Genomic DNA, 23300 nt, shown 5'->3' on the forward strand with positions numbered 1-23300 from the left:
AGAGGGGAAGGGAGATTATTCTCCCTTCTCTTTCTTAGTTCCTAAAAGATCCATTAGCTTTACTGAAAATTCATCAATCTCATTAACGATTTTATCTGATTTACTCTGTAAGAATGTGTGAACCATCATAATCGAGATTGCAGCAAGAAGACCTAAAAATGTCGTGTTCATTGCTTTTGAAATACCCGTTGCAAGTAGTTCTGCTTTTTGTGCAGGGTCTGCAGCAGCAACTGCAGCAAATGACTCAATAAGACCTTGAATCGTTCCAAGGAGTCCAAATAGAGTCGCGATGTTTGCAACAAGTTGAAGATAATTCATTCTAAGTTCTACTTTTGGAATGACTTCTAGAGCAGTTGCATCGATTGCATTTTGAATTTGCCCTGGGCTTGAAGTACTTCTTTTAAGTCCACTTTTAAGAACTCTAGGAAGTGCTGCCGCAGATCCTGAACAAACGCGAATCGCACCTTGAATGTCATTTGAAAGAATATAGCGTTGAAGTTCATTCATAAATGAAGCTCCATCTACATCAAATTTAAATGATAATTTAATAAATCTTTCGATAGCAATTGCAATCCCAAATCCCCAAACGATTAGGATTACCCACATGAATGCACCACCATTTTGAATAAATGAGGCGATTGTATTGACTGAGCCCACTACAGTTGAACCTTCCATGGTTGAACTTCTCCTGTTAGTTATTACAAATACTTTTTTCTATTTTAATAGAAAATACTGTAAGGGTTTGAATTTTATTAGTGAGGTAATTCTTTCCCTTTAGAGAGAGAAAATAATTCCGTCTATATAGGGCTGGAGAAGTTCGTGGTTTAAAAGAAGTTGGGTTTCATTTGTTTCTTGGCGTTGAATATAGCGTCTGAAGAGATTGTCTTCTCTTTTTTCGATAACAAAAAATGATTTTGTTTTGATCGTGATATTTTCATTTATTAATTCAACGACAGTTTTAATTTTATTAGTTGAGTTTTCTTGTTGGAACTTTTTAAAAGAGTGTAGCTTTCCTGACAGCATTAGAACTTTACTTGAATTATCTTCTTTAAAAATTTCAGTGAGCTTCTTTGCCCAAATAATATCTCTTTCAATTAAGTTTTGAGAAAGATCAGATTGAGTCACACTTTTTCTATTGTCGAGAGCAGTGATTTTAAGTCCAAGTTCATTGGCCCTAATGATAAGCTCCATATAAGGAGCACTATTGTAAGACCATTCAGATGAGAGTGTCGTTTCGAGTTCATCGGCAGTGATTTTTCCTTCCTGAAAATCATTTATTTTTTCTTGTGAAGCTTGATTAAACATTTCAAGCGCAAGATGTGTGAAAGAAGAGTCTTTTTCGATGATATCAATTGCGATTTTTTTAGGGGAGATATTTGGATGCATTTCTCCGATGATAACAAGATTCGAATCCTCAACTTGTAAGTTTTTATAATTCATTTTTGACGGTCGTGATTCATTTAATAAGGGTTCTATAAGGCCACAAATTCTTTGCTTAGTCGTAGAATTCTCACAGATATTTTTTTCGCGTTTGAGAGCATCAAAAGAATAATATGGATTTTCTATTCCACTGATATAGAGGACTTCTCTATTGCGGGGATAGAGGTAGTGGTTGTTATCAGTGGCGACGCGATCATTTGGGATCGAGTAGCTTGAAAGAGAAAGAATGAGTGTTACAAGAAATATAAATCTCATGGCCACTCAAGGTAGCATGGTAGAAGATTTCTCGTTAGGGTAAGTGAAGAATATTCAGCATTGTAAAAAAAATGGCCACTTCTGTGGCCATTTAACTATCTGATTTTAGTAGTTTTCAGGGAAGATTTGGCGTTCAACACCCTCAATGAATGTGTGAATGATTTTAATGTGCATCTCTTGGATTCTATCAGATACAGTAGCATCGATAACTAGTGGGAAGTCCACCATATCTTTCAATTTTCCACCGCCCTTACCAAGAAGACCGATCACTTTCATTCCACGTGCTTTAGCTGCTTCAACAGCATTTAAAACGTTAGGTGAATTTCCTGAAGTTGAAATGGCAAGAAGTGTATCACCATCTTTTCCCCAAGCTTCCACATACTTTGAGAAGATGTAATCAAAACCGTAATCATTAGCAACACAACTAATATGTGAAGAGTCAGAAATTGCTACGGCAGGAAGTGCTGGACGATCTTTTCTAAAGCGTCCTGTAAGCTCTTCAGCAAAGTGCATGGCATCGCACATTGAACCGCCATTTCCACAGCTGATTACTTTTCCGCCATTTTTAAAACTAGAAACGAGCGAATTGATTGCACCTTCCATTGTTTTAATGTTTTGTGGATTTGCTAAAAAAGAATCTAGTGTTGTGCGGGCATTTTGCATGGCCTCTACAATAAAATCTGACATAATTTTTTCCTCATATTTTAATTATGAGACTATTATACAAAAAAAAAGGGGCCTTTTCAGCCCCTTATTTTTTACTATGCAAGTTCTTCAAGAGATTTTTTGATTTCTTCTTTTGGTTGAACACCAACAAGAGTTTTTGTTGCTTCTCCATTTTTGAAGAAGATCATTGTAGGAATACCACGGATTCCGTACTGTTGAGCTAGTTCACCGTTTTCATCTACGTTAACTTTAAGAATAGTAGCTTTATCGCCAAGTTCTGCGGCCACTTCGTCTAGAATTGGGCCAAGTGTTCTACATGGTCCACACCATTCTGCCCAAAAGTCCACTAGAACAGGCTTATCAGACCCTAGAACGTCACTTTGAAAATTTGCTGAATCAGTTTTATTTACATTACTCATATATTCTCCTTAAGATTTGTAGCAAGCTTTTGACTTATAATATTATATTATAAGAGAGGTGTTGTGAAGCTGAGTTGGAAAAATTAAGTTATTGCATTATTGGCAATATATGCCTAATGTCATAAGTAAATTCAGCAAGATACAATAGGTGTTATGGAAAGAAAATATTTACTACAAAAGAGCATCAAAGCGGCACGTCTGGCCCGACTTATTGCAAAGTCGATAGACATGTTTATTGTGCTTATTTTGTCGCTCTTTTTCTATCCCGTAGGTCTTATTTTATCCCTTATTTATTTAACTGTTGCTGACTCTCTACAAAATGGTCAGTCTGTTGGCAAACGCTTTATAGGCTTCGCTGTGATCTCTCTAGAAGATGGAAAGCCATGCTCTATGAAGCAATCATTCATTAGAAATTTACCATTATTAGTTCCGTTGTTTTTTGCAATCATCCCTTTTTGGGGTTGGGTTATTTCGTTAATCATCGGAGTGCCTCTTATTATTCTAGAAATCTATCTTCTTTACAAACTTGACTCAGGACATCGTCTTGGCGACGTAATGGCCGATACCACTGTAATTGCAGGGGATGCGGACAAGGAAATGTCTACCAAAAAAATGAAAACGAGCTGGTTTGATGTCACAGAAAAAGCTTAATTAATGGTCTTTGATTTGCTAAATTGGACTCCTACTAAAGGAGCCCAAGATGCCATCACCATCACGCCTGATTATTATCGACGTAAGTAATTTCATATTTCGTGCTTTCTATGCCATTCGCCCATTACATGCACCCGATGGAACGCCTGTAAATGCGGTACATGGAATTCTAAGCATGTTTATGAAAATGTTTTCGGTATACCGTCCAACACATATTTTGCTTGCTCGTGATACTAAGGGTGGGTCTTTTAGAAATCAAATCTATGATGCTTACAAGGCCAATAGATCAGAACCGCCTGAAGATTTAATTCCTCAATTTGATCTCATTGCAAAGCTCATAGAAAAAATGGAACTCAAATATGCTATGAATGAAGAGTATGAAGCCGACGATATTATTGGTTCAGCTTGTGTTCAGTGGAAAGATAAGTTTGACGAAATACTAATTGCTTCAGGTGATAAAGACTTAATGCAATTTGTAGAGGGAAATACAAAAGTTCTCGATACAATGAAAGACAAAATTTTTGGACCTGCAGACGTTTTCGAAAAAATGGGCGTGCGTCCAGATCAGATCGTTGATTATTTATCAATTGTTGGGGATACATCAGACAACGTACCAGGCATGAAAGGTATTGGCGCCAAAGGAGCAGCTAAGCTCTTAGAAGAATATGGTACTCTAGAAAATTGTATTGCCAATAAAGATAATCTAAAAGGTAAAAAGCTTATAACTGCTTTTACAGATTATTTAGATCAGGGGCTACTTTCAAAAAAACTAGTACAAATCGTCACGGATGTAGATCTTCACCTTCAGCCGGAAGATACTGCTTATAAATTTTATCCAACAGATGACTTAATTTCTTATCTTGAATCTCTAGGCTTTAAGTCAATGCTAGTAAAACTAAAAGAAATTAAATATCAAGTTCATCAAGCAGAGAATCAAAAGACTGAATCAACACCTTCTTTTTCAGTTTCTGCTTCTTCATCAGAAGAAGTTGAAGCAGTGGTCTCTAAGTCAGAATTCATTACGATTTCATCAAAAGAAGAATTTTCAGATATTTTGAATAAAATCTCAAGTCATGAATCAGTGGCCCTGCATACTGAGTATGATAGTGAAGATAAATTGCAAAGAGAAATTCTTGCTGCAGCTATAACTCTTGATGAAGAAAAGACTTATTATGTTCCTTTCTATAATAATACATTTTCAAAAGACGATCTCATCGAACTGTTGACGACTGTTTTTTGTAATGAAAATTTAGAAGTTTTTTCTGAACATTCGAAGTTGGATTATATCTACTCTCTCGTTTCAAAAATTGAATTTAAAGCAAAGATGTTTGACATTGTTCAAGCGCATTTTATTTTGAATACGGGTGGTAATCACAGCATTGAAAATCTTGCAGGTGGTATGGGAATTCAACTTCCTTCATTCGATAAAAAGAATCAACACATCTCAGATATTGAAGCTGATCTCGCGAGAGATTTTACTTGTGCAAGAGCGGATGCCACTTGGCATTTAGCGACTAAATACAAAGCAGAATTAGCTAAAGTAGAGTTGGAAAGTATCTACTATGATATTGATGCAAAGTTAATCTCTGTTCTTGCAGCTATGGAAACAGAAGGTGTGAGAATTAATGCCGAGTATTTTAAGAAATTTGAAAGCGAACTTTCTACAGAGCTAGAGAGTATTCAGAATAAAATTAACAGACATAGTGAAAAAGAAGTAAATCTTAATTCTCCAAAACAAGTTGGAGAGTTTCTCTTTGAAGAACTTGCTCTTCCTGTTGTCAAAAAAACAAAAACAGGTTTTTCTACAGACTCTGAAGTTCTAGAGGATCTGGCCTCTCGTAATATTTCAGAAGTTCCAGCTCTTATTCTCCAATTTAGAGAGTTAGGAAAAATCTTATCAACTTATGTTAAAGCTATCCCTCAACTTGCGAGTGAAGTAGATGGAAAGATTCATACAAGTTTTAATCAGCATGTTGCTCAAACTGGACGTTTGTCTTCAGTGAATCCGAACTTACAAAATATTCCAATTCGCTCAGAGATGGGAAGAAAGGTGAGAAAAGGATTTATAGCGACTCCTGGAAATCTTCTTCTTTCGGCCGACTATTCACAAGTTGAGCTTAGACTTCTTGCACATTTTTCTGAAGATCCTGTAATGTTAAAAGCATTCCAGGAAGGGGCCGATATTCACGCTCAAACCGCTTCTGAGGTTTTGGGTATCCCTCTTGATAAAGTTACAAGTAATGATAGAGCGAAGGCCAAGGCCGTAAACTTTGGACTAATGTATGGCCAGTCTTCTTTTGGTTTAGCTAAGGCATTAGGAATTTCTAGAAAAGATGCGAAAGATTTTATTGATGTTTATTTTGAAAGATTTAGCGCAGTAAAAGGATATTTGGATTCTCTGAAAGAAAAAGCAGAGGCCTATGGTTATACGATTACTTACCATGGAAGAAAAAGATTCTTGCCAGATATTCATTCTCAAAACAGAACAATTAAGGCCAATGCTGAGAGAATGGCGATCAATTCACCAATTCAAGGAACGGCCGCTGATATTATTAAAATTGCGATGATCAATATTGATCAAAGTATGAAAGATGCAGGACTAAAGTCTAAAATGCTTCTGCAGGTACACGATGAATTGATTTTTGAAGTAATAGAATCTGAATTAGAGCAAATGAAACAGATCGTTCGTACTGGAATGGAAACAGTGGTAGATCTAAAAGTTCCTCTAAGAGTAGATATGGGAATTGGAGTTAATTGGTACGATCTAAAATAGTCCTTTAACACCAATTGAAAAATTAATGGGGTTCAGCGATTCATTCGTTTTAAGGGCCCCATACTCAACTTCTGTAAAATAGCGTAAAAACGGCCCTTTTCTTCTTTCTAATCGTATACCCAATAAATGTTGGTACAGTTTTGATTCGCGATCGTTTTGTTTGTGAAATGAGTATGTGCTTATAAAATCTGTCTTTCTAAATAGATCAAATTTTTTAAAGATTAAAGAATTTTCAAAGATTTCACTTTTATAGAAATGCTCTCTTCTCATAAGAGATAGTTTAAACCTTAAACTCGATGAATTATTTTTAAAGAAATCAATAAAGCTATGTATTCCAAGAATATGTCCGACATCTTCTTCAGACTCTTGGGTTTCAAAAAATCTAAGATCTATTTTAAGGCCTACTCTTTTTTGCCCATAATAATTGATACTGTTTCCAAGTGAAGTGTATAGATGGCCAGCGTAATAGCTGATACTTCCTTTTGCTTTTAAATCTTTATAGATAAAGCCACCAGAGACTGTCGCTTTAGTTTGTGCCTTTTTACCAAATAAATCGTACATTGCCTTGAAGTCAAAGGCACCACCAAAATTTGCATTATCATAGTTACGCGCCATTTTGTTCTTTTGGTGATTGTTTAAATAAAGCTCTCCGTAAAGTCGTGGCGTCCATTCAAAGTATTCACTTTTGTAAGTTAGATGGTGGATATCTCCTTTTAATATAAATTGATGGAGATCAATTTTTTGTATATTTCTCCATTGCGAAAAATGATCTTCGATTCCTGTATTTGAATAGTGATAATAGCTCTCAATTTTTGAAACAAGAGATGTCAGGTCTTTAATTCTGAAAATTTTATCTTCAATTTTCGTATTCAGTCGCTCTTGTAGTTCTTTTAATTTATCAATATTTTCTTTGAAGGCATGGACAAATCCTTCCAATGGATCAAGTCGTAGTCCTTCTGGTGGAATATAGCTACCATCTTTTTTATCAAATGTTCCAACGTTGTTATTCTCGTCATCATTTGTGATAAAAAAATTTGTTTCTAAATCAACAAGCCCATCAGAATTTTTTTGATGATATGAAATTTCATTGTCACTTAACGCAGAAATTTGTTTTGGATCAGTGTTGTAAAGTTCGATAGGAGAGTCTCCAATAAACACTTGAGAGAAAATCCCTTGAGAGAGAGTAATACTATCGGACTGCTCAAACTCTGTGAGTACAATTTCGGGATGATAGTTTTCAATGGCCATTAATTCATCCTCAGGAACTTTTACGACAGCAGTTTCGCCTGTGAATCCGAGAACGCCTGTACTTAAATTAGTATCATTATACGATGTAATGAAATCGGTACCTCTAACTCCAATGGCCACGCTTTTTGTTTTTATAATGGTTTTGATCTCTTTGCTTTCTCTTTGATTTATTTGGGCACGAATTTGCCCTTTGAGTAAATTTACAAATGTAATCTCGCTATTTGAAATAGCTGAGATTTGAGTTTCTGAATTAGGTCTTAATGTAAATTGCCCATTTTTTACTTTTACGACGAGAAGACTTTTTTCGCCAGTTTTGAAAATAGTTCCATTTTCAAATTTATCTTTGGCCTTGATGTGAATTAGGGAATTCTCTTTTTGTATAAAAGCTTCGCCTCTCACTTTGATTACTTCTACGTTGGCGTAAGTCCATTGAGATATAAAAAATAGAAAGAGTAATGTGTATTTCATTACTAAATTTTATTTGTTTTTGGAGGTCTTTTATAGGAGGAAAGAGATGCTAGGCCAAAGATATGACCTAGCAATTAAGTATTTATTCAGTCGTTTGAGGGGCCTTTGCCTTTTCCATTTCTTGAAGACGAAGTTCATATTCTTTTTCATAGTCCTCAATTGAAATCTTCTTTTCGGCCTCATCTTCTTTAACGTGATAACCAAATTGGCATACGATATTTTCTGCAGTAATAATCCCAAGAAGGATCTTGTCATTAATTCTCGAAACTACAGGTAGGCGAGATACTTGAAACTTATTCAATCTATGAAGGGCCACCATCAGTGATTGGTCTGGGTGAATTTTGATTAGCTTCTTTTCAGATAGCTTTTCGATGATAGTATCACCATTACCTTTTGCATAATTTGTCCCAATTTCACTTTTTGAAATCATTCCAACCAGACGACCATTATTTAGTACGGGAAAACCTGAGATTCCTGTACCTTTAATTCCTTGCAGGGCCTCTGCTACTGTAAGTTTACTATTTAGAGTGACAACATCTTTAACCATCGCTTCTTCGACTGTCATGGTGTCGAGAATATCATTATCTTCTCTTGTCGGTAGGTGAATACCATCTTGTTCAGAGATTTGTTCATAGATTGAACCATCAGTTAATCTTCCAGAAAGAACGTATGAAGTAATGTTGGCAATCATGATTGGAAGGATAATGTTGTAATCTCTTGTCATCTCAAAAGCGAGAAGAATTGATGTAAATGGGGCGCGAATAACTGCCGCCAAATAAGCACCCATTCCAACGAGTGCATAAGCACCAGTGTTTGAAGTAATCTCAGGAAATAATGTTCCTGCAAGGGCACCGACGAGTGAGCCTAAACTTGCACCGATTAGAAGTGTCGGGAAGAAAAGTCCGCCACTGATACCAGATGCATAACAGATACTTGTTCCCAAGAATTTTAGAATGAAAATAGTTAGGACTACTTTCCAATCTAGAATTAGAGAAAGAAGTGTTTCTTCAAGTTTACCGTGACCACTACCAAGAGCAGCTGGGTGAATTTGAGATAGAAGACCAACGATGATGAAGGCCACGACAATTGGAGTTAGCTTGTGGTGTTTAAAAATCAGAAGACTCTTTTCACGTAGAAAAAGAACAGTCTTCATCCAAAGTGGACCAAAGCCTGCGGCAAATAGACCGATGAAAAGATAGAAGATCAATTCTCTTGGATCATTTAAACTATAGTGGAGTTGCGAAAAAAGAGATTCTTTACCCGTTAACATCATCGCAGTGATTGATGCCACAACAGATGAAATAACAATTGAACCAAGGATTTTGGCGTTCAGATCTCCAACAACTTCTTCAAGGGTGAAAACTACAGCAGTAATAGGAGTTCCAAAGGCACCAGCAAGACCACCGGCCGCACCAACTGCAAGTAGGGCCTTTACTCTTTTTTTCGACATTTGAAAAAATGAACCAAGATATGATCCAACACCGGCCGTTACAGCAATTGTTGGACTTTCTCGTCCAAGCGATACACCTGAAGATAAACTAAGAATTGAAACGATAAGTTTCGCTATAGTATTTTTGAAGGGCATTTTACCGTGGTGTACGGCCAGCGCAATTCTAACTCCAGGTACACCTGAGCCGGAAGTCGAAGGAAATTTTCTTGTCGTTAACCAACCAGAGATAAAAAGAACAAGTCCACCAAGAGCGAATGATTTGAGTGTGAAGGTTTCATTTGTTCCGAGTAAATGCGTCAACTTTTCTGTACTCACGTCAATGGCAACGGCCACTAGCGCAGAAATAACACCTGTCAGCAAAGTTAGGGCTAAATACGTCCTCTCTTCCGCTTGTTCGGTTTTAATAAATCTACCAATAAGGGAGTACTTTCTACTTTGAGATTCGTTGAGCATTGCGAAATATCCAGTTTATTTATTTAGGGGGCGACACTTGTTCCCTAATACTGAAGCTACACCCATTTGGCCTTTGAGTTAAGGGGGAAAATCTTAAAAAAAGGGGATTTTGAAAAAAATTTGGACTTATCACCCTTGACACTGATTAAATGCTTACCAACTTGGCGACAAAAGAAATTAAACTCGATTTTTCCAATAAAAACTCATTAAGGAGGACCTATGCAAGTTAAGCCACTTCAGGATCGCGTTGTGATCAAGAGACTAGACGAAGAAACAAAGACAGCTGGTGGAATTATCATTCCAGATAACCACGCTGAAAAGCCAGTTCAAGGTGAAGTCGTAGAAGTTGGTCCAGGTTACAGAAACCAGGATGGATCATTTGCGGCCCTTACTGTTAAAAAAGGTGATAAAGTTATTTTCGGTAAATATGCTGGAACAGAAGTAAAGGTTGCTGGTCAAGAATACCTGATCATGAAAGAAGACGATATTTTCGGAATCCTTCAATAATTAACCTAAAAATAATTTAAATAATATACAGGAGTTAAATATGGCTAAAGAATTAAAGTATTCAGAAGACGCAAGAGCACTAATCCTTGAAGGTGTTAACCAACTTGCTAATGCAGTTAAAGTTACACTTGGACCAAAGGGAAGAAACGTAATCATTCAAAAATCTTTTGGTGCTCCACACATTACAAAAGATGGTGTTTCAGTTGCTAAGGAAATTGAACTAGAAAATAATTTCCAAAATATGGGCGCTCAAATGGTTAAAGAGGTTGCTCAGAAAACTAACGAAGATGCAGGTGACGGTACAACTACTGCAACTGTACTTGCTCAAGCAATCTATAGAGAAGGTGTTAAGCTTGTTACAGCTGGACACAATCCAATGGACCTTAAAAGAGGTATCGATAAAGCTGTAGAAAAAGTTGTAGCTAAGCTAAAAGAAATGTCTAAAGAAATTAAGACTTCTGAAGAGATCGCTCAAGTTGGTACAATCTCTGGTAACAACGATATCGAAATCGGAAAACTTCTTGCTGAAGCAATGGAAAAAGTTGGAAAAGATGGTGTTATCACTATCGAAGAATCAAAAACAGCTGAAACAACTCTAGACGTTGTAGAAGGTATGCAATTTGATAGAGGATACCTATCTCCATACTTCGTAACAAACCCAGAAAAAATGGAAGTCCAATTCGATAACGCTAATCTTCTTATTACAGATAAGAAAATTTCTAGCATGAAAGAACTTCTTCCAATCCTTGAGAAGTCTGTTCAAACTTCAAGACCACTTGTAATCATCGCTGAGGATGTAGAAGGTGAAGCTCTTACAACTCTAGTTGTTAACAAGCTAAGAGGAACTCTTCAAATCGCTGCAGTTAAAGCTCCAGGATTTGGTGACAGAAGAAAAGAAATGCTAAAAGATATCGCAACACTAACTGGTGGTACAGTGATCTCTGAAGAGCTAGGAATGAGTCTTGAAACTGCAACTCTAGACCACCTAGGTTCAGCTAAGAGAGTAACAATTGATAAAGAAAATTCAACAATTGTTGATGGTGCTGGTGACAAAGATGCAGTTGATGCTCGTGTTGCTCAAATCAGAAAGCAAATTGAAGAAACAACTTCAGATTACGATAAAGAAAAACTACAAGAAAGACTTGCTAAGCTTGCTGGTGGTGTCGCTGTAATCAATGTTGGAGCTCCAACTGAAGCTGAAATGAAAGAGAAAAAAGATAGAGTAGAAGATGCTCTTAACGCAACAAGAGCTGCTGTTGAAGAAGGTATTGTTGTTGGTGGTGGTTCAGCTCTTATCCATGCTTCTACTGTTCTAGACACTATTACAGGTGCTAATGAGCAAGAAGCTTTCGGTATCAGAATTGTTAGAAGAGCTGTTGAAGAGCCTCTAAGACAAATTTCTACAAATGCTGGTCTTGAAGGTTCAGTAGTTGTTAATGAAGTAAGAACTAAGGGTGATGTAAACTTTGGTTTCAACGCTCGTGAAGAAAAATATGAGAACCTTGTAGCTGCTGGGATCATCGATCCAACTAAAGTTACGAGATCTGCTCTACAAAACGCTGCTTCAGTTGCTGGTCTAATGCTTACAACTGAAACAATGATCGCTGATCTACCTAAGAAAGATGACGCTCCTATGGGCGGTGCTGGAATGGGTGGAATGGGCGGAATGCCTGGGATGATGTAGCGGCAAATTGCTTCGCAATTTGACGCTGCATAAGCCTTAGTGAGAAGCAGAAGCGTAAGCGCCTGCTTCGCAATAAGGGGCGACCTTGTTTGAACATCGTTTGACGCGACGACAACTAAATGAAGTATATTCTAAAAAAGAGGGAGCTACGCTCCCTCTTTCTATTCCACCTTTTTTCCCCTAAAATATCTCCATTAATCTAATCTTAAGGACAAACCATGCTTTGGAATAAAAAAGAGGTGCCTGTGGCCGAGCCCACTTTAACGAAAAAAGAAAAGGTAATTAAAGAGATCAAATCTTATGCGATTATTATCGTTACTGTATTTGCTTTTAGGTCTTCTTTTCTAGAGCCAAATCACATTCCATCTGGATCATTACTTCCAACAAATGCCATCGGTGATTTCATCGTAGTTAATAAAATGGCCTATGGATTTAAACTTCCATACTCAGATCTTTTTGGTGATCCCGTTTATTTGACTCAAAATGATGGTCCAGAAAGAGGGGATATCGTAGTTTTTGAATATCCAAGAGACAGAAGTATTCTTTTTGTTAAAAGAATTATCGGTCTTCCTGGAGATGAAATTGAAGTTCAAGACAATGTGGTTTACCTCAATGGAAAAGCAGTAGAGAAACAAAAACTTGAAAATACTGATGAGTATTTAGAGCTTTTTGATGAACCAAAGTTTGATCACAAGTTTCTTGATTTCTATGAAAATAAACTTGATAACGGTAGAACATTTGTTACTGCCGAAAATACAGGTTTTCCAATGCACTTAAACATTCCAAGAACAAAAATTCCTGAGGGACATTTCTTCGCTCTTGGTGATAACCGCGACTATTCAAGTGACTCACGTGTATGGGGATTTGTTCCATTTTCTCATATGCACGGACGTGCTTTTATGGTGTGGTTTAGTATGGTTTACCCATGGTCACAAGAAAAATTTCATTTCAGACCTTGGAGAATTGGAACACTACTTTAAAAAAACAAAAGGGAGCTTTCGCTCCCTTTTTTATTATTCATTTTCGCAGTATGGAATTGAATATGGCTTAGTAAAGACTTCTTCATAAACGTCACGTCTATTATCTCTACTTCCTACAGTTCTCACAAATTTTGAAACTGTAATATCACGATCAAGATCTTGCTCAATAGTGTAAGGGATTTTCTTACAGTTCTTATCTTTACCGTTACACACTTCTCTGTAAGATGTATAAACAATTGGATAAGAGTAGTATTCATGGCCAGTAATGATTCTCTCTGGCTCTTTATCTCCACCTTTTCTTGGACCAAATCCATAAACAGGCTCTTTGTTGATTGTTCTTAGATTATCCCCATCAACACATACGTTGAATACGTTAGAGATTTTACCAACAAATGCCCAAGTATTAGCAAGTTTGTAATCTGCTCTTTTTCTGATTGATTCCCAACTCTTTGAAGAAGGCTTCGTTCCAGTAGAGCTTCCACCAGCGATTCCACCAGAACCACCTAGAGTATTTAAAGAAATCAACGCCGTAATTATTAATAACTTTTTCATTATTCCTACTTTGTATTAAGCGTGTCTGTAATGGCGAATGTAAAGGCACGCTTAGTTCCTTTTGCACCTGGTTTATTTGCGAGTTCGACTTTTTTATGAAATGCCTCTTCGTCAATTTTCAGCCATTCTTCGTATGCTTCATCGCTTAATCCTTCAGCATAAAAAGCAATAACATTTTCTCCACCAGTTTCTGCATTTTCTGGTTTTGCAAATTTTTCTGCAATAGCAAGTCCAGCTCTTTTAAGAGTCTTTCCAGAGAAATTAGCTTGATTGTCCCCGAGCGTATAATTGCCATCGCGTGTTTGTTTAAGGGCACGAAGTTCAATCATCTTTTCGACTGTTTCAAGTCCAGAAAGCCCATAGCGGTATTGAATAAATTCTCTAGAGATCGGGTAACATGAGGCCATGAAATAAATCTCAGCAAAACAGCGATCGTAGAGAATTTCACTTTCTATGTCTGCAGAATAGATAATGCTTTTATCTTGTGTATTAGGATTATATTTTTCAATTTCGTCTTTAACTACCGGTGGGACTAACTCTAAAAGGAGTGAGTCATTAGTTGTAGAAAAGAGAACGCGATAAAGTTTGTAAAGAGTTTGGTATGTCGGCCTATTTTGTTCATTAAGTAGGCGATGAAGAGTTCTTTCACTTACGTCGACTTTTTCCGCAAGAAGACGCATCCCAATTTTGGGATCACGAAACTCAGATAGCTTCTTTTTCAAGTCGATTGCGACTTGTCTTTTTAAATCAATTTCTTGATTTGAAGTTTCTATCTCCATTTTTTCTCCATGATTCCAAATCTATATCATAGTTAAAAAAATTGTTGAGTCGCTGTGAAAGTTCTACAGACTGTTAAGTCGCTAATTTTATATAAAAAAAGGGCCAGATTCTGGCCCTCTCTTATCAAAACACACAACCAACAGAGAATTTCTCTAATGATCTAATTATAGACAGCTTGGGATAGAGAAAGATTTCTTGAAAAGAGTCTTGTAAACAGGTCTCTTGTTATCTCTGCTTCCAACTTCTCTTACGAATTTAGAAACTGTGATTTCTCTATCTAGTTTTTGGTTAACTTCAGTAGTTACCATTTTACATCTGTTGTCGTTCTTACCTGTACAAACTCTTGACTCGTAAGTGTAGTTGATTGGGTAAGTGTAGTACTTGTAACCAGTGATAACTCTTACAGGATCCTTATCTCCACCTCTGTGTGGTCCGTATCCGTAAACAGCTTCTTTGTTAAGAGTTCTTAGGTTTTCACCGTCAACACATACGTTGAATACGTTAGTGATTTTACCTACGAATGCCCATGTGTTTTCAAGTTTAACACCTGAAGTAGCTTTGATTGTTTCCCAGCTATCAGTTTCAGAAATGGCCATTGTGTTCATAGAAAGAGCGATTGCAGCTAAAGCGATAAGTTTTTTCATAACATCCTCCAAAAGGTTTGTTTATCAGTCAGTGTGAACTGTTTTTGTTTTTGTGTTGGAGGGAAAGTAATTCGTGCTAATTTATTTGTCCAAATGACTTCACATTTTCTGTGAAAAAGCAGGACAGCGTCAAAAAGGGGCCTAAATTTTATGACAAGTAGGGCCCCGTGTCACGACTAAGACTTGCGAGTTCGACGCTCAAGTTCTTGAATTAATTCAGTTGTTGGGACTTTCGTGAGGATTTCATGCTCGTTGTCGCTAAGCTCACTTAATGTGTTCAGGACACCGGCCTTGTATAACATAGCGGTATATTGTTTACGGCTTAATATGTATCCGTTGCTCTTTTGATGAAAATCTTCTTCTGAAAATTTGAGCAGCGCCATTAAATCATTTGGATCGAGTCCCGCCCTAGATGAGTAAGTAAAAAATGATGGTTTAGTTACTATGTAACATTGTTGTGTCGTTGTATTTTCCATAGAGAGATTTTTACTTGAGAAGAAGATTTTCGACAAGCAAATGGTGTCAAAAAAATGAAATTATATACTTTAGATGGTGCCACTAAGCCCATGAATAAAGGCCCTAGGGCCAGTTTGTCAAAAAACGTCAGTCACTGTTTTGACACCACTGTCGAAGATTTCATCACTTAGCTGTCTAAAAAGTTGGCATTGTATTCGCATTATATAAAAGTAGAAAGGCAAGAGAAGCCGCTTCAAGGATGAATAAGCAACTCTACTAAAATGCCTAATTAATTCACGGAAGAATTAGAAATACTACTGGTGAGAAAATGAGTTTTTCATTCCCTCTCTCCCCGAATTTTCTCCATTCGCTCCCAGTAGAAATGTAAATCGGGCCCTTTTTCCAAGTTTTGAGTCGGCAAGGAAAAAGGGCCCTTTTTATTTAGAAGAAATTATTTAAAAAGTTTCCAGCACCATAGCCTGATGATTTAGCATCAACACCCCAGCGATAACATTCACCATCTTTGACAGTATTCATTCCAGTTCCTCTTACGAGAACACCAATGATGTCGTTATTTTCTGTTGAAAAAATTGGTGAGCCAGAATTTACACTAAATGTATCCAGGTGGTGGATAAAACTGTCACGAAAGATGTCATTCTTTTCGATGAAACCATTGTGAGTATACTTTTGAGAGATTCCCAGAGGAAATCCAATCATAAATATCTCTTCGCCAATTTCAGGTTTTTCTTTTCTAACATGCAGAGGTTTTCTATTTACAACATTGCGATCAAGCTCAATCACAATAAGATCTCGTCCCATATAGTTTTTGTCTGCTAGGACTTTAACTACCTTTTTACAGAAATATGTATTTTCTTTTTTTGAAGTGAAATTCTTTTGTTGATCAGTATTTGAAACATAATCAAATGAGATAGCATACTGATCACAGGAGGCGCCATTGTCTTCATCAATACAATGAGCAGCTGTTAAGAAAGTATTTTCACTAATAAGTGCACCGGAGCAATTGGCAATTATACTTTCATGAGCAAAGCGTTCGTCAGGACAAAAGTTCATTTTTTCAATGAGTGGCATTCCTTGAAGTGCAAAATCCCCACTTGGCAAATTCGTAAGATTTGATTTTCTAATAAGTGCACCAACAGATTGACCAATGTTTTGAATTTCAAGAGGAGCGTCTTTTATCTGTAGACGATCATCTTGATCAAATATGTCAGCATTCGCATTTAAAATTGTGAGTAAGAGGATTAAATATTTCATAGGGGGAATCTAGCAAAATACTTGAAAATTGATAGTGAAAGTGAACTTTTTATGGCCCTGTGTAGGCAAAAAATTCCTGTGTAAATTGAACAACTTAAAAGGCTCTTTCCCTTTTCCGAAGAGGAGAGTGGAGGATTGTTATGCACCTTTTATATTTACAGACAGAACCTAAACTAGACAAAAAATTCTTCTACTTAAGTAGAGTTTTTCAACAGTATTCTATAACCCTCGTCCCAATCGGGGTTTCTGATCTTATAAATATGAAGTTAACTGGTCGTGACTATATTTTGTGTATCGAAAAAAACATTGAAACTAGAAATAACTTTTTGAAAGTGAAAAATAGATACCTAGATTTTGCAATGAAATCAGGTAAATTGGCCGTTTTTGACGTGAGTTCTTTTGCTCCCCATCCAATACACGCAAACATATATCGCCAAAAATCTTATATCCATATAAAATTACCTATAGAGATGGATGATCTTGCACGAGAGATTGCTCTTATGATTTTTCAAGAGAAGTCAAAGCGTGCAGAGAATTGGCCTGGCGGTAGGAGGGCCAAACTCCCAATGTAAGGAAGGATTAAATGGAACGTGAAGAGATTTATACTCGTAGGATTTTAACAATTTTAAAATTAGATGCCGAAAGACTCTATACGCGTTTAAAAGAAAGGGAAGTTGAGTACCTTCATATCTTTTCTCAAAAAAGAACTAGAGATCACTTCAAAGAAGTTTTTAAATCTCGTTATGATCTTATTTCTCCCTCTGATCTAAAGTTTTGTTCAGAAGATGTTATCATGGCACTTGAAGCTTATTATCGAAAGATAGATGACATGAGATGGTATCTTTATCATACAGAAGATATGCCCGTTTCTGTTGATGATAATGTCAGAATGTTTCTCAGAGAATTAAAAGCACTTTATAATACGCTCTCTCTATTTATTAATGCAGAATTGCAAATTGGAGAGGAAGAGGAAAGTTCAGAACATGAATTTTCTCAAGAGTATAATTTTGAAACAACAGATGATGAAACAGTTGGAGACTTTACTTCCACAAGCTTTAATATTGAATTTCATACAGAAGAAGATAGCGGACTTGTTGATATCGAATCTTTGGAATTTGGAATTGAAGAAGATGTAAAAGAAGAAATTGAGACAATGACTGAAGAGGACAAGCGATCTCCAACAAAGAATTTGAACGGTGAAGATACCTTGTTAGGACTTTTCAATAAAGACGATTTGAAGGATCTTAAATGATTTTAAAGCTCGTCTTACTTTCTCTGTTATTCTGTGCGAATACATTTGCAAAGCAACCTGTATCAGGAAATCGTTATGAACTTTTGTCTGGGATCAGAAAAGATCGCAATACAAAAGCTTTTTGGGACACAAAATATAGTGAGAAACGCTATGTTTATGGCAAGGCCCCCTCATCTTTTCTAGCTCACAATTATACGTTTCTTCCATTTGGTGGCAAGATTCTCGACATTGGAATGGGTGAGGGGAGAAACGCTGTATTCTTGGCCTCTAAAGGTTATAAAGTAACAGGTGTTGAGATAAGTTCTGAAGCAATCAGAAAGGCCCGTATGCTTGCTCGTGAATTTGAGGTGAGGATCGATACTGCTCTAACACCACTTGAAGAATATAATATTCCTGATGAATCATTGGATGGGATCATTTGTTTTTATTTTGTCGAAAAGAATATGAATGAAAGATTTATGAAATGGTTGAAGCCTGGTGGGATTGTAATTTTTGAAGCATTCACTGAGCGCCAAAAATCAGTAAAAGGATTTGACCCATCAGATAATGGAGCTCTTTTAAAAGAGAGCGAGCTTTTAAAGTTGTTTCCAGGTTTTAGAATTTTAAAATATGAAGAACCAATTCACGAGCGTGATTATAGAGCGAGCATTATTTTGCAGAAGACCAAGGAATCTTCTTCTGCCTTTAAAAAAGTCAAAAAATAGTGTCAAATGGAATTGATGCGAAACATTAGTATAAAATACCTGATCTTTTTTCTTTCATTTTCTGTCTTTGCTACTTACAAAGACGATGAAGGACATTTCGCGGGGCGCGTTTCTAAATTTAATTTAGAAGCTGGGCTTTTGCGTGTGAAGGTTGAGTTTCCGAATGTGAAATACATCAATAAAAAAGATCGTGTAGAATTGTGGAATCAACAACGCATGGGCCGCAGATGCTTGGCCTACGTTACCGGCAGAACAAGCGATTATGTCTTGCTAAAAGTGCCAAATGCTGAGGACTGTAGCAAAACTGTCTCACTTGATCACGGTGTCTATCTGGAATTTTTCAGCCAGGATTTAGTTAATAATTTAAAGATGGGTCGCGAGGTCGTGGAGATCCTTCTTAAAAAACGTTTGGCCTTGCAAAGCAAAATGTCGCGAAGCCAAAAAGAAATTGACGCACATATTGAGAAGGTCAACGCTGTAAATTTGCGCTACGAAGTTTTGCGCGAGAAACTAATGGCCGAATGGCAAAAAGAACTCCAAAACCTCGAAGAAGATAAGATTAATGCGCTTCGTAACTATAAAGGTCTTGAAATTAGGCTTGATGAAGTAAATCACAAGCTAGAAAAGTATCGTGTTGAAGACGAGAACCTTGCTCTCGACAGATGGTCACTTGATCCTAATCTCTACTACCGCAAGTAGCGGTGTCATTTTGCTACTGGTCAGATCGTGTAATATTAAGTAAATACAAATATCCAAAAATTAACTTTGTTCTTAGCAAAGGATGTGACTATGACAATTTTTAGAAAGTCTCTTATTGCGACTATGCTTCTTGCAAGCGTTGGGGCACATGCAGCGCCTCTTGGAAATGCTAAAGCTGTTAAAGGTGGTTCTTATAAGTACAACCTTGAAACACAACCGACGACATTAAATCCATTGTCGTCAACTGATGCTTACGCTTCAGTTGTTCAAAGATATATTAATGAAACTCTAGTCAATCAAAACGAAGACAACCTAGAGTACATGCCATCTCTTGCACAGAGCTGGACAATTTCAAAAGATGGAAACACTTTTGAATTTACTCTAAGAGACGGAGTTAAGTGGCACGATGGAAAACCATTAACTGCTGAAGACGTTAAATTCTCTTTTGATGCAATTATGCACCCAGAGAATAAATACAAGACTGCAACTAAGAAACCATATTACGAAAATATTGGAAGCTGTGAGATCATCGCTCCAAATAAAGTAAGATTCAAAGTTAAGACTCCATACTTCAATAACTTTGAAACTGTTGCTACAGGACTTTCAATTGTTCCTAAGCACATCTATGAAAACCCAACAGCTGAACAAGAAAAAGAGTTAAACAAATCTCTTGTTGGTACAGGACCATATATTCTTGATGAAGTAATTCGTGGGAAATATTTAAAACTTAAAAAGAATAAAGACTGGTGGGGGAACTCTGTTGCCGATTACGCTGGTGTTTACAACTATAATGAAATCCTTATGAGATTTGTTAAGGATGGAACTATTGCTCTTCAAAGACTTGAAAAGGGAGACATTGATTTCCTAGGTCTTCAACCAGAAGAATATGTTAAAAAAGCAAAAGGTGCAGCTTGGGGTAAAAAAGTATTCAAAGTTCAAACAGCAAACAAAGGTCCTCAAGGATATGCATTTGTTGGTTGGAACATGGATAACCCACTTTTCAAATCTAAAAACGTAAGAAAGGCCCTTACTTATCTATTCAATAGAGAACTTATGATTGAGAAGTTTCAGTATGGTTTATCTGAACCAGCAACTGGTCCTCTTTATAAGACATCTATGTATGCTGATGAGTCAGTAAAGCCAATTCCTTTTGATCCAAAAAAGGCCCTTGAAATTTTGAGAGCTGAAGGTTGGAAAGATACTGATGGCGATATGATCCTTGATAAAGTGATCGATGGTAAAAAAGTTAATTTCTCATTTACAATTCTTGAGCCTCTTCAAGATTTCGTAAAATACCTAACAATCTTCAAAGAAGATGCAAAGCAAGCTGGTATTGATGTTAACGTTAAGTTCATCGAGTGGAACACTTTCATCACTCTATTAAATGAAAAGAAATTCGAAGCCGTTAGACTTGCATGGTCTGGTGGTGGACTTGATTGGGATCCAAAGCAAATTTGGCACTCATCATCTGCTGATGGTGGTGGTTCGAACTTTATTAGCTACAAAAACCCAAAAGTTGATAAGCTAATTGATCAAGCAAGAGTTGAGCTAAACAGAGACAAGAGAATTCCTCTTTTAAAAGATGTTTACAGAACAATTGCTGACGATGCTCCATACGTATTCTTATTTAACAAGAAATTTACTTTTTACGCTCACACAAAAAGAATGAAGAAAGTAAAAGATACGTTTACATATGGTCTTGGAACTGATTACTGGTGGATTGAAAAGTAGTTAAGGTAAAGGTTCGGAGGACGAATTGTTAAACTATATTTTAAGAAGATTATTACTGATGATCCCGACATTGTTCGGGGTCACTGTTATTGTATTTGCTGTAATTAACCTAGCTCCAGGTTCACCTGTTGAACAAAAGATTCAACAGCTAAGATTTTCAGGTGCTGGTGATAAAGGCGGCGGGAACCTTGGTGGTAGCTCAAACAGCTCTGGTGTTTCAGAAGAAGTTATCGAAGCTCTAAATAAGCAATATGGTTTTGATAAGCCTATGCATATTCGTTACTTCATTTGGTTGAAGAACTTAGCGAAATTAGACTTTGGTGAGAGTTTTACTTACGAAGAGCCAGTCATTGACGTTATCGCTTCAAAGTTACCTGTGTCACTTCAGTTTGGGATTATCTCTTTATTCCTTTCCTATATTGTGTGTATTCCTCTCGGAGTGCTTAAAGCAGTTAAAAGTGGAACAGCATTCGACGTAGTTTCTAGTTTTCTACTGTCTGCAATGTACTCAATTCCTGGCTTTATGCTTGGTATTTTATTGATCGTATATTTTGCTGGTGGAAGATTTTTTGAGTGGTTCCCAATTGGCGAGCTTTACTCTGACAATTATGAAGAACTAACGACGCTAGGAAGATTTTGGGATCGTGTTCACCACTTTGTATTACCGTGTGTGTGTTACATGATTGGACAGTTCACTGTTCTAACTCTTCTAATGAAGAACTCAATGTTAGATGTTATCCAGAATGACTATATCAGAACAGCTAAAGCTAAGGGTCTTGGAGATAAGGCCGTTTACCTAAAGCATGCTCTTAGAAATGCTCTAATTCCAGTTGTAACAGGTATTGGTGGTTTCCTTTCTGTTTTCTTTGCAGGCTCTTTCCTAATTGAAACTATTTTCAACTTGGATGGAATGGGGCTACTTGGTTATAGCTCGATCTTGGCAAGAGATTACAATGTTATTATGGGACTGATTTTTATTCAGTCAGTATTGATGTTAGTTGGAAACCTTCTTGGTGACATTATCTATACACTTGTTGACCCAAGGATTGATTTCGCATGATAGAAAAAAGAATTAAAAACGAACTTACTTTAAAAAGATATAAGCGTTTTAAGGCAAGAAAATCTGCTGTTTTTGCAGTCGTGGTTCTTGTTGTTATGACAATCATGACATTTTCAGCGCCTCTTATCGCGAACAGCAAACCACTTTTCATGACTTATGAAGGAAAAGTGTTTTTTCCTGTTTTCAATGACTACCATCCAAAAGACTTCGGTATTACGGATTCCCTAGTTGTAGATTACAGAAAAATTGCTAAAGATAATCCGCAAATTACGACAGTGTGGCCAGCGATTCAATGGGATCCCTATGAATCAAATAATGATGTATATGAGTTTCCTGGTGAACCGACTAGTGCAAACCTACTTGGTACAGATGATCGTGGTCGTGACGTTTTAACAAGATTGATTTATGGTTTTAAATATTCGATCAGTTATGCTGTACTTGTTTGGATTATTTCAACAGTTCTAGGAACGATATTTGGTGGGATCATGGGATACTTCGGTGGTACTGTGGATATCGTAGGACAGAGAATTGTGGAAGTATTTAGTACTATTCCTGTTTTCTTTCTATTATTGATTCTCGTATCGATTTTTCAACCAACGTTGATTCTTCTTGTTCTTATTACATCTATCTTTGGATGGATTAGTATTAGTTACTATGTTCGTGGAGAGTTCTTAAAAAATAGAAAGCTTGAATTTGTTGAGGCTGCAAGAAGTATGGGAGCATCAACGTCTTCTATTCTTTTTAAGCATATTCTTCCAAATTCAATGACTCCATTGATTACATTTGCACCATTTACTATTGCTGGTTTGATCGCAAGCTTGGCCTCTCTTGATTATCTAGGTTTTGGTCTTCAAGTTCCAACACCTTCATGGGGAGAGCTACTTTCTCAAGCTCAAAAAAATTATAGTATCGCATGGTGGTTAGCGGTTTATCCTTCAGCGGCCCTCTTTACGACATTATTTATGTTCGTACTTGTTGGTGACGGTGTAAGAGATGCCTTTGATCCAAAAGCTCAAGTAGATTAAAAAATACGGCCCGGCTAAATGCTGGGCCCTTTTATTTTAGGTGAACCTGGTTTGATTCCAGGACTGTCCCGCAACGGTGATGACAACTGTCTAAGTCCGATCCCTAAGATGAAATGAATTCCCGAGGAGGA

At 36.8% G+C, this 23300-nt stretch carries 23 protein-coding genes and 1 riboswitch; of the genes, 12 read left to right on the plus strand and 11 right to left on the minus strand.

The features are described 5' to 3' along the window. Positions 1 to 15: 15 nt before the first annotated feature. From M899_RS08215 to trxA, 4 genes are all read right to left on the minus strand, one after another. On the minus strand, positions 16 to 675 hold the full coding sequence (locus M899_RS08215; RefSeq protein WP_021270958.1) for a MotA/TolQ/ExbB proton channel family protein: 660 nt from the start codon (positions 673 to 675) through the stop codon (positions 16 to 18). Positions 676 to 774: 99 nt separating this feature from the next. Next, positions 775 to 1695: a ChaN family lipoprotein gene (locus M899_RS08220; RefSeq protein WP_034728543.1), complete on the minus strand. Its 921-nt coding sequence runs from the start codon at positions 1693 to 1695 to the stop codon at positions 775 to 777. 105 nt (positions 1696 to 1800) lie between these two features. Beyond that, positions 1801 to 2382: a D-sedoheptulose 7-phosphate isomerase gene (gmhA, locus tag M899_RS08225; protein WP_021270967.1), complete on the minus strand. Its 582-nt coding sequence runs from the start codon at positions 2380 to 2382 to the stop codon at positions 1801 to 1803. Between the two features lie 74 nt (positions 2383 to 2456). Then, the gene (gene trxA / locus M899_RS08230; protein WP_021270990.1) at positions 2457 to 2780 is read right to left on the minus strand and encodes a thioredoxin; all 324 of its coding nucleotides are present in this window, start codon (positions 2778 to 2780) and stop codon (positions 2457 to 2459) included. A 153-nt stretch (positions 2781 to 2933) separates the two neighbouring features. Between trxA and M899_RS08235 the strand changes: the two genes are divergently transcribed. Both M899_RS08235 and polA read left to right on the plus strand, forming a co-directional pair. After that, positions 2934 to 3431 (plus strand): RDD family protein, encoded by a 498-nt coding sequence (locus M899_RS08235; protein WP_021271000.1) that lies wholly within the window; start codon positions 2934 to 2936, stop codon positions 3429 to 3431. Between the two features lie 49 nt (positions 3432 to 3480). Then, complete coding sequence (polA, locus tag M899_RS17665) at positions 3481 to 6204, plus strand: DNA polymerase I (RefSeq protein ID WP_021270956.1); 2724 nt, start codon at positions 3481 to 3483, stop codon at positions 6202 to 6204. On the opposite strand, the gene M899_RS08245 is transcribed toward polA, so the two are convergent. Next, entirely contained in the window at positions 6196 to 7920 is a 1725-nt protein-coding gene (locus M899_RS08245) for a FecR family protein (RefSeq protein ID WP_021271022.1), read from the minus strand. The genes polA and M899_RS08245 overlap by 9 nt on opposite strands. A gap of 82 nt (positions 7921 to 8002) precedes the next feature. After that, positions 8003 to 9823: a chloride channel protein gene (locus M899_RS08250; protein ID WP_021270974.1), complete on the minus strand. Its 1821-nt coding sequence runs from the start codon at positions 9821 to 9823 to the stop codon at positions 8003 to 8005. A 219-nt stretch (positions 9824 to 10042) separates the two neighbouring features. On the opposite strand from M899_RS08250, the gene M899_RS08255 reads away from it, so the two are divergent. The 3 genes from M899_RS08255 to lepB all read left to right on the plus strand — a co-directional run bounded on the left by M899_RS08255 (position 10043) and on the right by lepB (position 12994). Then, complete coding sequence (locus tag M899_RS08255) at positions 10043 to 10330, plus strand: co-chaperone GroES (RefSeq protein WP_021270960.1); 288 nt, start codon at positions 10043 to 10045, stop codon at positions 10328 to 10330. Between the two features lie 40 nt (positions 10331 to 10370). Further along, positions 10371 to 12014 carry a chaperonin GroEL gene (gene groL / locus M899_RS08260; RefSeq protein ID WP_021270984.1) on the plus strand — a complete coding sequence of 548 codons (1644 nt, stop codon included), beginning with the start codon at positions 10371 to 10373 and terminating at the stop codon, positions 12012 to 12014. Between the two features lie 218 nt (positions 12015 to 12232). Then, on the plus strand, positions 12233 to 12994 hold the full coding sequence (gene lepB, locus M899_RS08265) for a signal peptidase I (protein ID WP_021271014.1): 762 nt from the start codon (positions 12233 to 12235) through the stop codon (positions 12992 to 12994). Positions 12995 to 13027: 33 nt separating this feature from the next. On the opposite strand, the gene M899_RS08270 is transcribed toward lepB, so the two are convergent. From M899_RS08270 to M899_RS08290, 5 genes are all read right to left on the minus strand, one after another. Continuing rightward, positions 13028 to 13546 (minus strand): hypothetical protein, encoded by a 519-nt coding sequence (locus tag M899_RS08270; protein WP_021270973.1) that lies wholly within the window; start codon positions 13544 to 13546, stop codon positions 13028 to 13030. 5 nt (positions 13547 to 13551) lie between these two features. After that, the gene (locus M899_RS08275) at positions 13552 to 14325 is read right to left on the minus strand and encodes a transcriptional regulator (protein ID WP_021270964.1); all 774 of its coding nucleotides are present in this window, start codon (positions 14323 to 14325) and stop codon (positions 13552 to 13554) included. Positions 14326 to 14490: 165 nt separating this feature from the next. Continuing rightward, positions 14491 to 14970: a hypothetical protein gene (locus M899_RS08280; RefSeq protein ID WP_021270997.1), complete on the minus strand. Its 480-nt coding sequence runs from the start codon at positions 14968 to 14970 to the stop codon at positions 14491 to 14493. 176 nt (positions 14971 to 15146) lie between these two features. Next, positions 15147 to 15446, minus strand: a complete 300-nt coding sequence (locus M899_RS18375; RefSeq protein ID WP_231370265.1) for a hypothetical protein — start codon at positions 15444 to 15446, stop codon at positions 15147 to 15149. 421 nt (positions 15447 to 15867) lie between these two features. Then, positions 15868 to 16698 (minus strand): trypsin-like serine peptidase, encoded by an 831-nt coding sequence (locus M899_RS08290; protein WP_021270998.1) that lies wholly within the window; start codon positions 16696 to 16698, stop codon positions 15868 to 15870. A 140-nt stretch (positions 16699 to 16838) separates the two neighbouring features. Between M899_RS08290 and M899_RS08295 the strand changes: the two genes are divergently transcribed. The 7 genes from M899_RS08295 to M899_RS08325 all read left to right on the plus strand — a co-directional run bounded on the left by M899_RS08295 (position 16839) and on the right by M899_RS08325 (position 23169). After that, the gene (locus tag M899_RS08295; RefSeq protein WP_034728548.1) at positions 16839 to 17270 is read left to right on the plus strand and encodes a hypothetical protein; all 432 of its coding nucleotides are present in this window, start codon (positions 16839 to 16841) and stop codon (positions 17268 to 17270) included. Positions 17271 to 17281: 11 nt separating this feature from the next. Further along, a complete protein-coding gene (locus M899_RS08300; RefSeq protein ID WP_021271008.1) occupies positions 17282 to 17950 on the plus strand; it encodes a hypothetical protein in 669 nt (222 codons plus the stop codon). Next, entirely contained in the window at positions 17947 to 18654 is a 708-nt protein-coding gene (locus tag M899_RS17670; RefSeq protein WP_021271010.1) for a class I SAM-dependent methyltransferase, read from the plus strand. The genes M899_RS08300 and M899_RS17670 overlap by 4 nt, the downstream gene beginning before the upstream one ends. A 15-nt stretch (positions 18655 to 18669) precedes the next feature. Then, positions 18670 to 19353, plus strand: a complete 684-nt coding sequence (locus tag M899_RS08310; RefSeq protein WP_021270993.1) for a hypothetical protein — start codon at positions 18670 to 18672, stop codon at positions 19351 to 19353. A 90-nt stretch (positions 19354 to 19443) separates the two neighbouring features. Then, positions 19444 to 21084: an ABC transporter substrate-binding protein gene (locus M899_RS08315; RefSeq protein WP_021270994.1), complete on the plus strand. Its 1641-nt coding sequence runs from the start codon at positions 19444 to 19446 to the stop codon at positions 21082 to 21084. 25 nt (positions 21085 to 21109) lie between these two features. After that, positions 21110 to 22144: an ABC transporter permease subunit gene (locus tag M899_RS08320; RefSeq protein WP_034728550.1), complete on the plus strand. Its 1035-nt coding sequence runs from the start codon at positions 21110 to 21112 to the stop codon at positions 22142 to 22144. Continuing rightward, a complete protein-coding gene (locus tag M899_RS08325; protein ID WP_021271004.1) occupies positions 22141 to 23169 on the plus strand; it encodes an ABC transporter permease subunit in 1029 nt (342 codons plus the stop codon). The genes M899_RS08320 and M899_RS08325 overlap by 4 nt, the downstream gene beginning before the upstream one ends. Before the next feature lie 5 nt (positions 23170 to 23174). Beyond that, positions 23175 to 23291: riboswitch (cobalamin riboswitch) on the plus strand. Positions 23292 to 23300 lie beyond the last annotated feature (9 nt).

This window comes from Bacteriovorax sp. BSW11_IV, assembly GCF_000447755.1.
In the GTDB taxonomy this organism is placed as follows: Bacteria; Bdellovibrionota; Bacteriovoracia; order Bacteriovoracales; family Bacteriovoracaceae; genus BSW11-IV.

Excerpts from the sequence above, each read along its gene's own strand:
- M899_RS08255 (WP_021270960.1), top strand. The coding sequence starts at position 10,043 with ATGCAAGTTAAGCCACTTCAGGATCGCGTTGTGATCAAGAGACTAGAC.
- M899_RS08270 (WP_021270973.1), bottom strand. The coding sequence starts at position 13,546 with ATGAAAAAGTTATTAATAATTACGGCGTTGATTTCTTTAAATACTCTA.
- groL (WP_021270984.1), top strand. The coding sequence starts at position 10,371 with ATGGCTAAAGAATTAAAGTATTCAGAAGACGCAAGAGCACTAATCCTT.
- M899_RS18375 (WP_231370265.1), bottom strand. The coding sequence starts at position 15,446 with ATGGAAAATACAACGACACAACAATGTTACATAGTAACTAAACCATCA.
- trxA (WP_021270990.1), bottom strand. The coding sequence starts at position 2,780 with ATGAGTAATGTAAATAAAACTGATTCAGCAAATTTTCAAAGTGACGTT.
- M899_RS08325 (WP_021271004.1), top strand. The coding sequence starts at position 22,141 with ATGATAGAAAAAAGAATTAAAAACGAACTTACTTTAAAAAGATATAAG.
- lepB (WP_021271014.1), top strand. The coding sequence starts at position 12,233 with ATGCTTTGGAATAAAAAAGAGGTGCCTGTGGCCGAGCCCACTTTAACG.
- M899_RS08280 (WP_021270997.1), bottom strand. The coding sequence starts at position 14,970 with ATGAAAAAACTTATCGCTTTAGCTGCAATCGCTCTTTCTATGAACACA.
- M899_RS08310 (WP_021270993.1), top strand. The coding sequence starts at position 18,670 with ATGCGAAACATTAGTATAAAATACCTGATCTTTTTTCTTTCATTTTCT.
- M899_RS08275 (WP_021270964.1), bottom strand. The coding sequence starts at position 14,325 with ATGGAGATAGAAACTTCAAATCAAGAAATTGATTTAAAAAGACAAGTC.
- M899_RS08250 (WP_021270974.1), bottom strand. The coding sequence starts at position 9,823 with ATGCTCAACGAATCTCAAAGTAGAAAGTACTCCCTTATTGGTAGATTT.
- M899_RS08315 (WP_021270994.1), top strand. The coding sequence starts at position 19,444 with ATGACAATTTTTAGAAAGTCTCTTATTGCGACTATGCTTCTTGCAAGC.
- M899_RS08300 (WP_021271008.1), top strand. The coding sequence starts at position 17,282 with ATGGAACGTGAAGAGATTTATACTCGTAGGATTTTAACAATTTTAAAA.
- M899_RS08215 (WP_021270958.1), bottom strand. The coding sequence starts at position 675 with ATGGAAGGTTCAACTGTAGTGGGCTCAGTCAATACAATCGCCTCATTT.
- polA (WP_021270956.1), top strand. The coding sequence starts at position 3,481 with ATGCCATCACCATCACGCCTGATTATTATCGACGTAAGTAATTTCATA.
- gmhA (WP_021270967.1), bottom strand. The coding sequence starts at position 2,382 with ATGTCAGATTTTATTGTAGAGGCCATGCAAAATGCCCGCACAACACTA.
- M899_RS08220 (WP_034728543.1), bottom strand. The coding sequence starts at position 1,695 with ATGAGATTTATATTTCTTGTAACACTCATTCTTTCTCTTTCAAGCTAC.
- M899_RS08290 (WP_021270998.1), bottom strand. The coding sequence starts at position 16,698 with ATGAAATATTTAATCCTCTTACTCACAATTTTAAATGCGAATGCTGAC.
- M899_RS17670 (WP_021271010.1), top strand. The coding sequence starts at position 17,947 with ATGATTTTAAAGCTCGTCTTACTTTCTCTGTTATTCTGTGCGAATACA.
- M899_RS08295 (WP_034728548.1), top strand. The coding sequence starts at position 16,839 with ATGCACCTTTTATATTTACAGACAGAACCTAAACTAGACAAAAAATTC.
- M899_RS08245 (WP_021271022.1), bottom strand. The coding sequence starts at position 7,920 with ATGAAATACACATTACTCTTTCTATTTTTTATATCTCAATGGACTTAC.
- M899_RS08235 (WP_021271000.1), top strand. The coding sequence starts at position 2,934 with ATGGAAAGAAAATATTTACTACAAAAGAGCATCAAAGCGGCACGTCTG.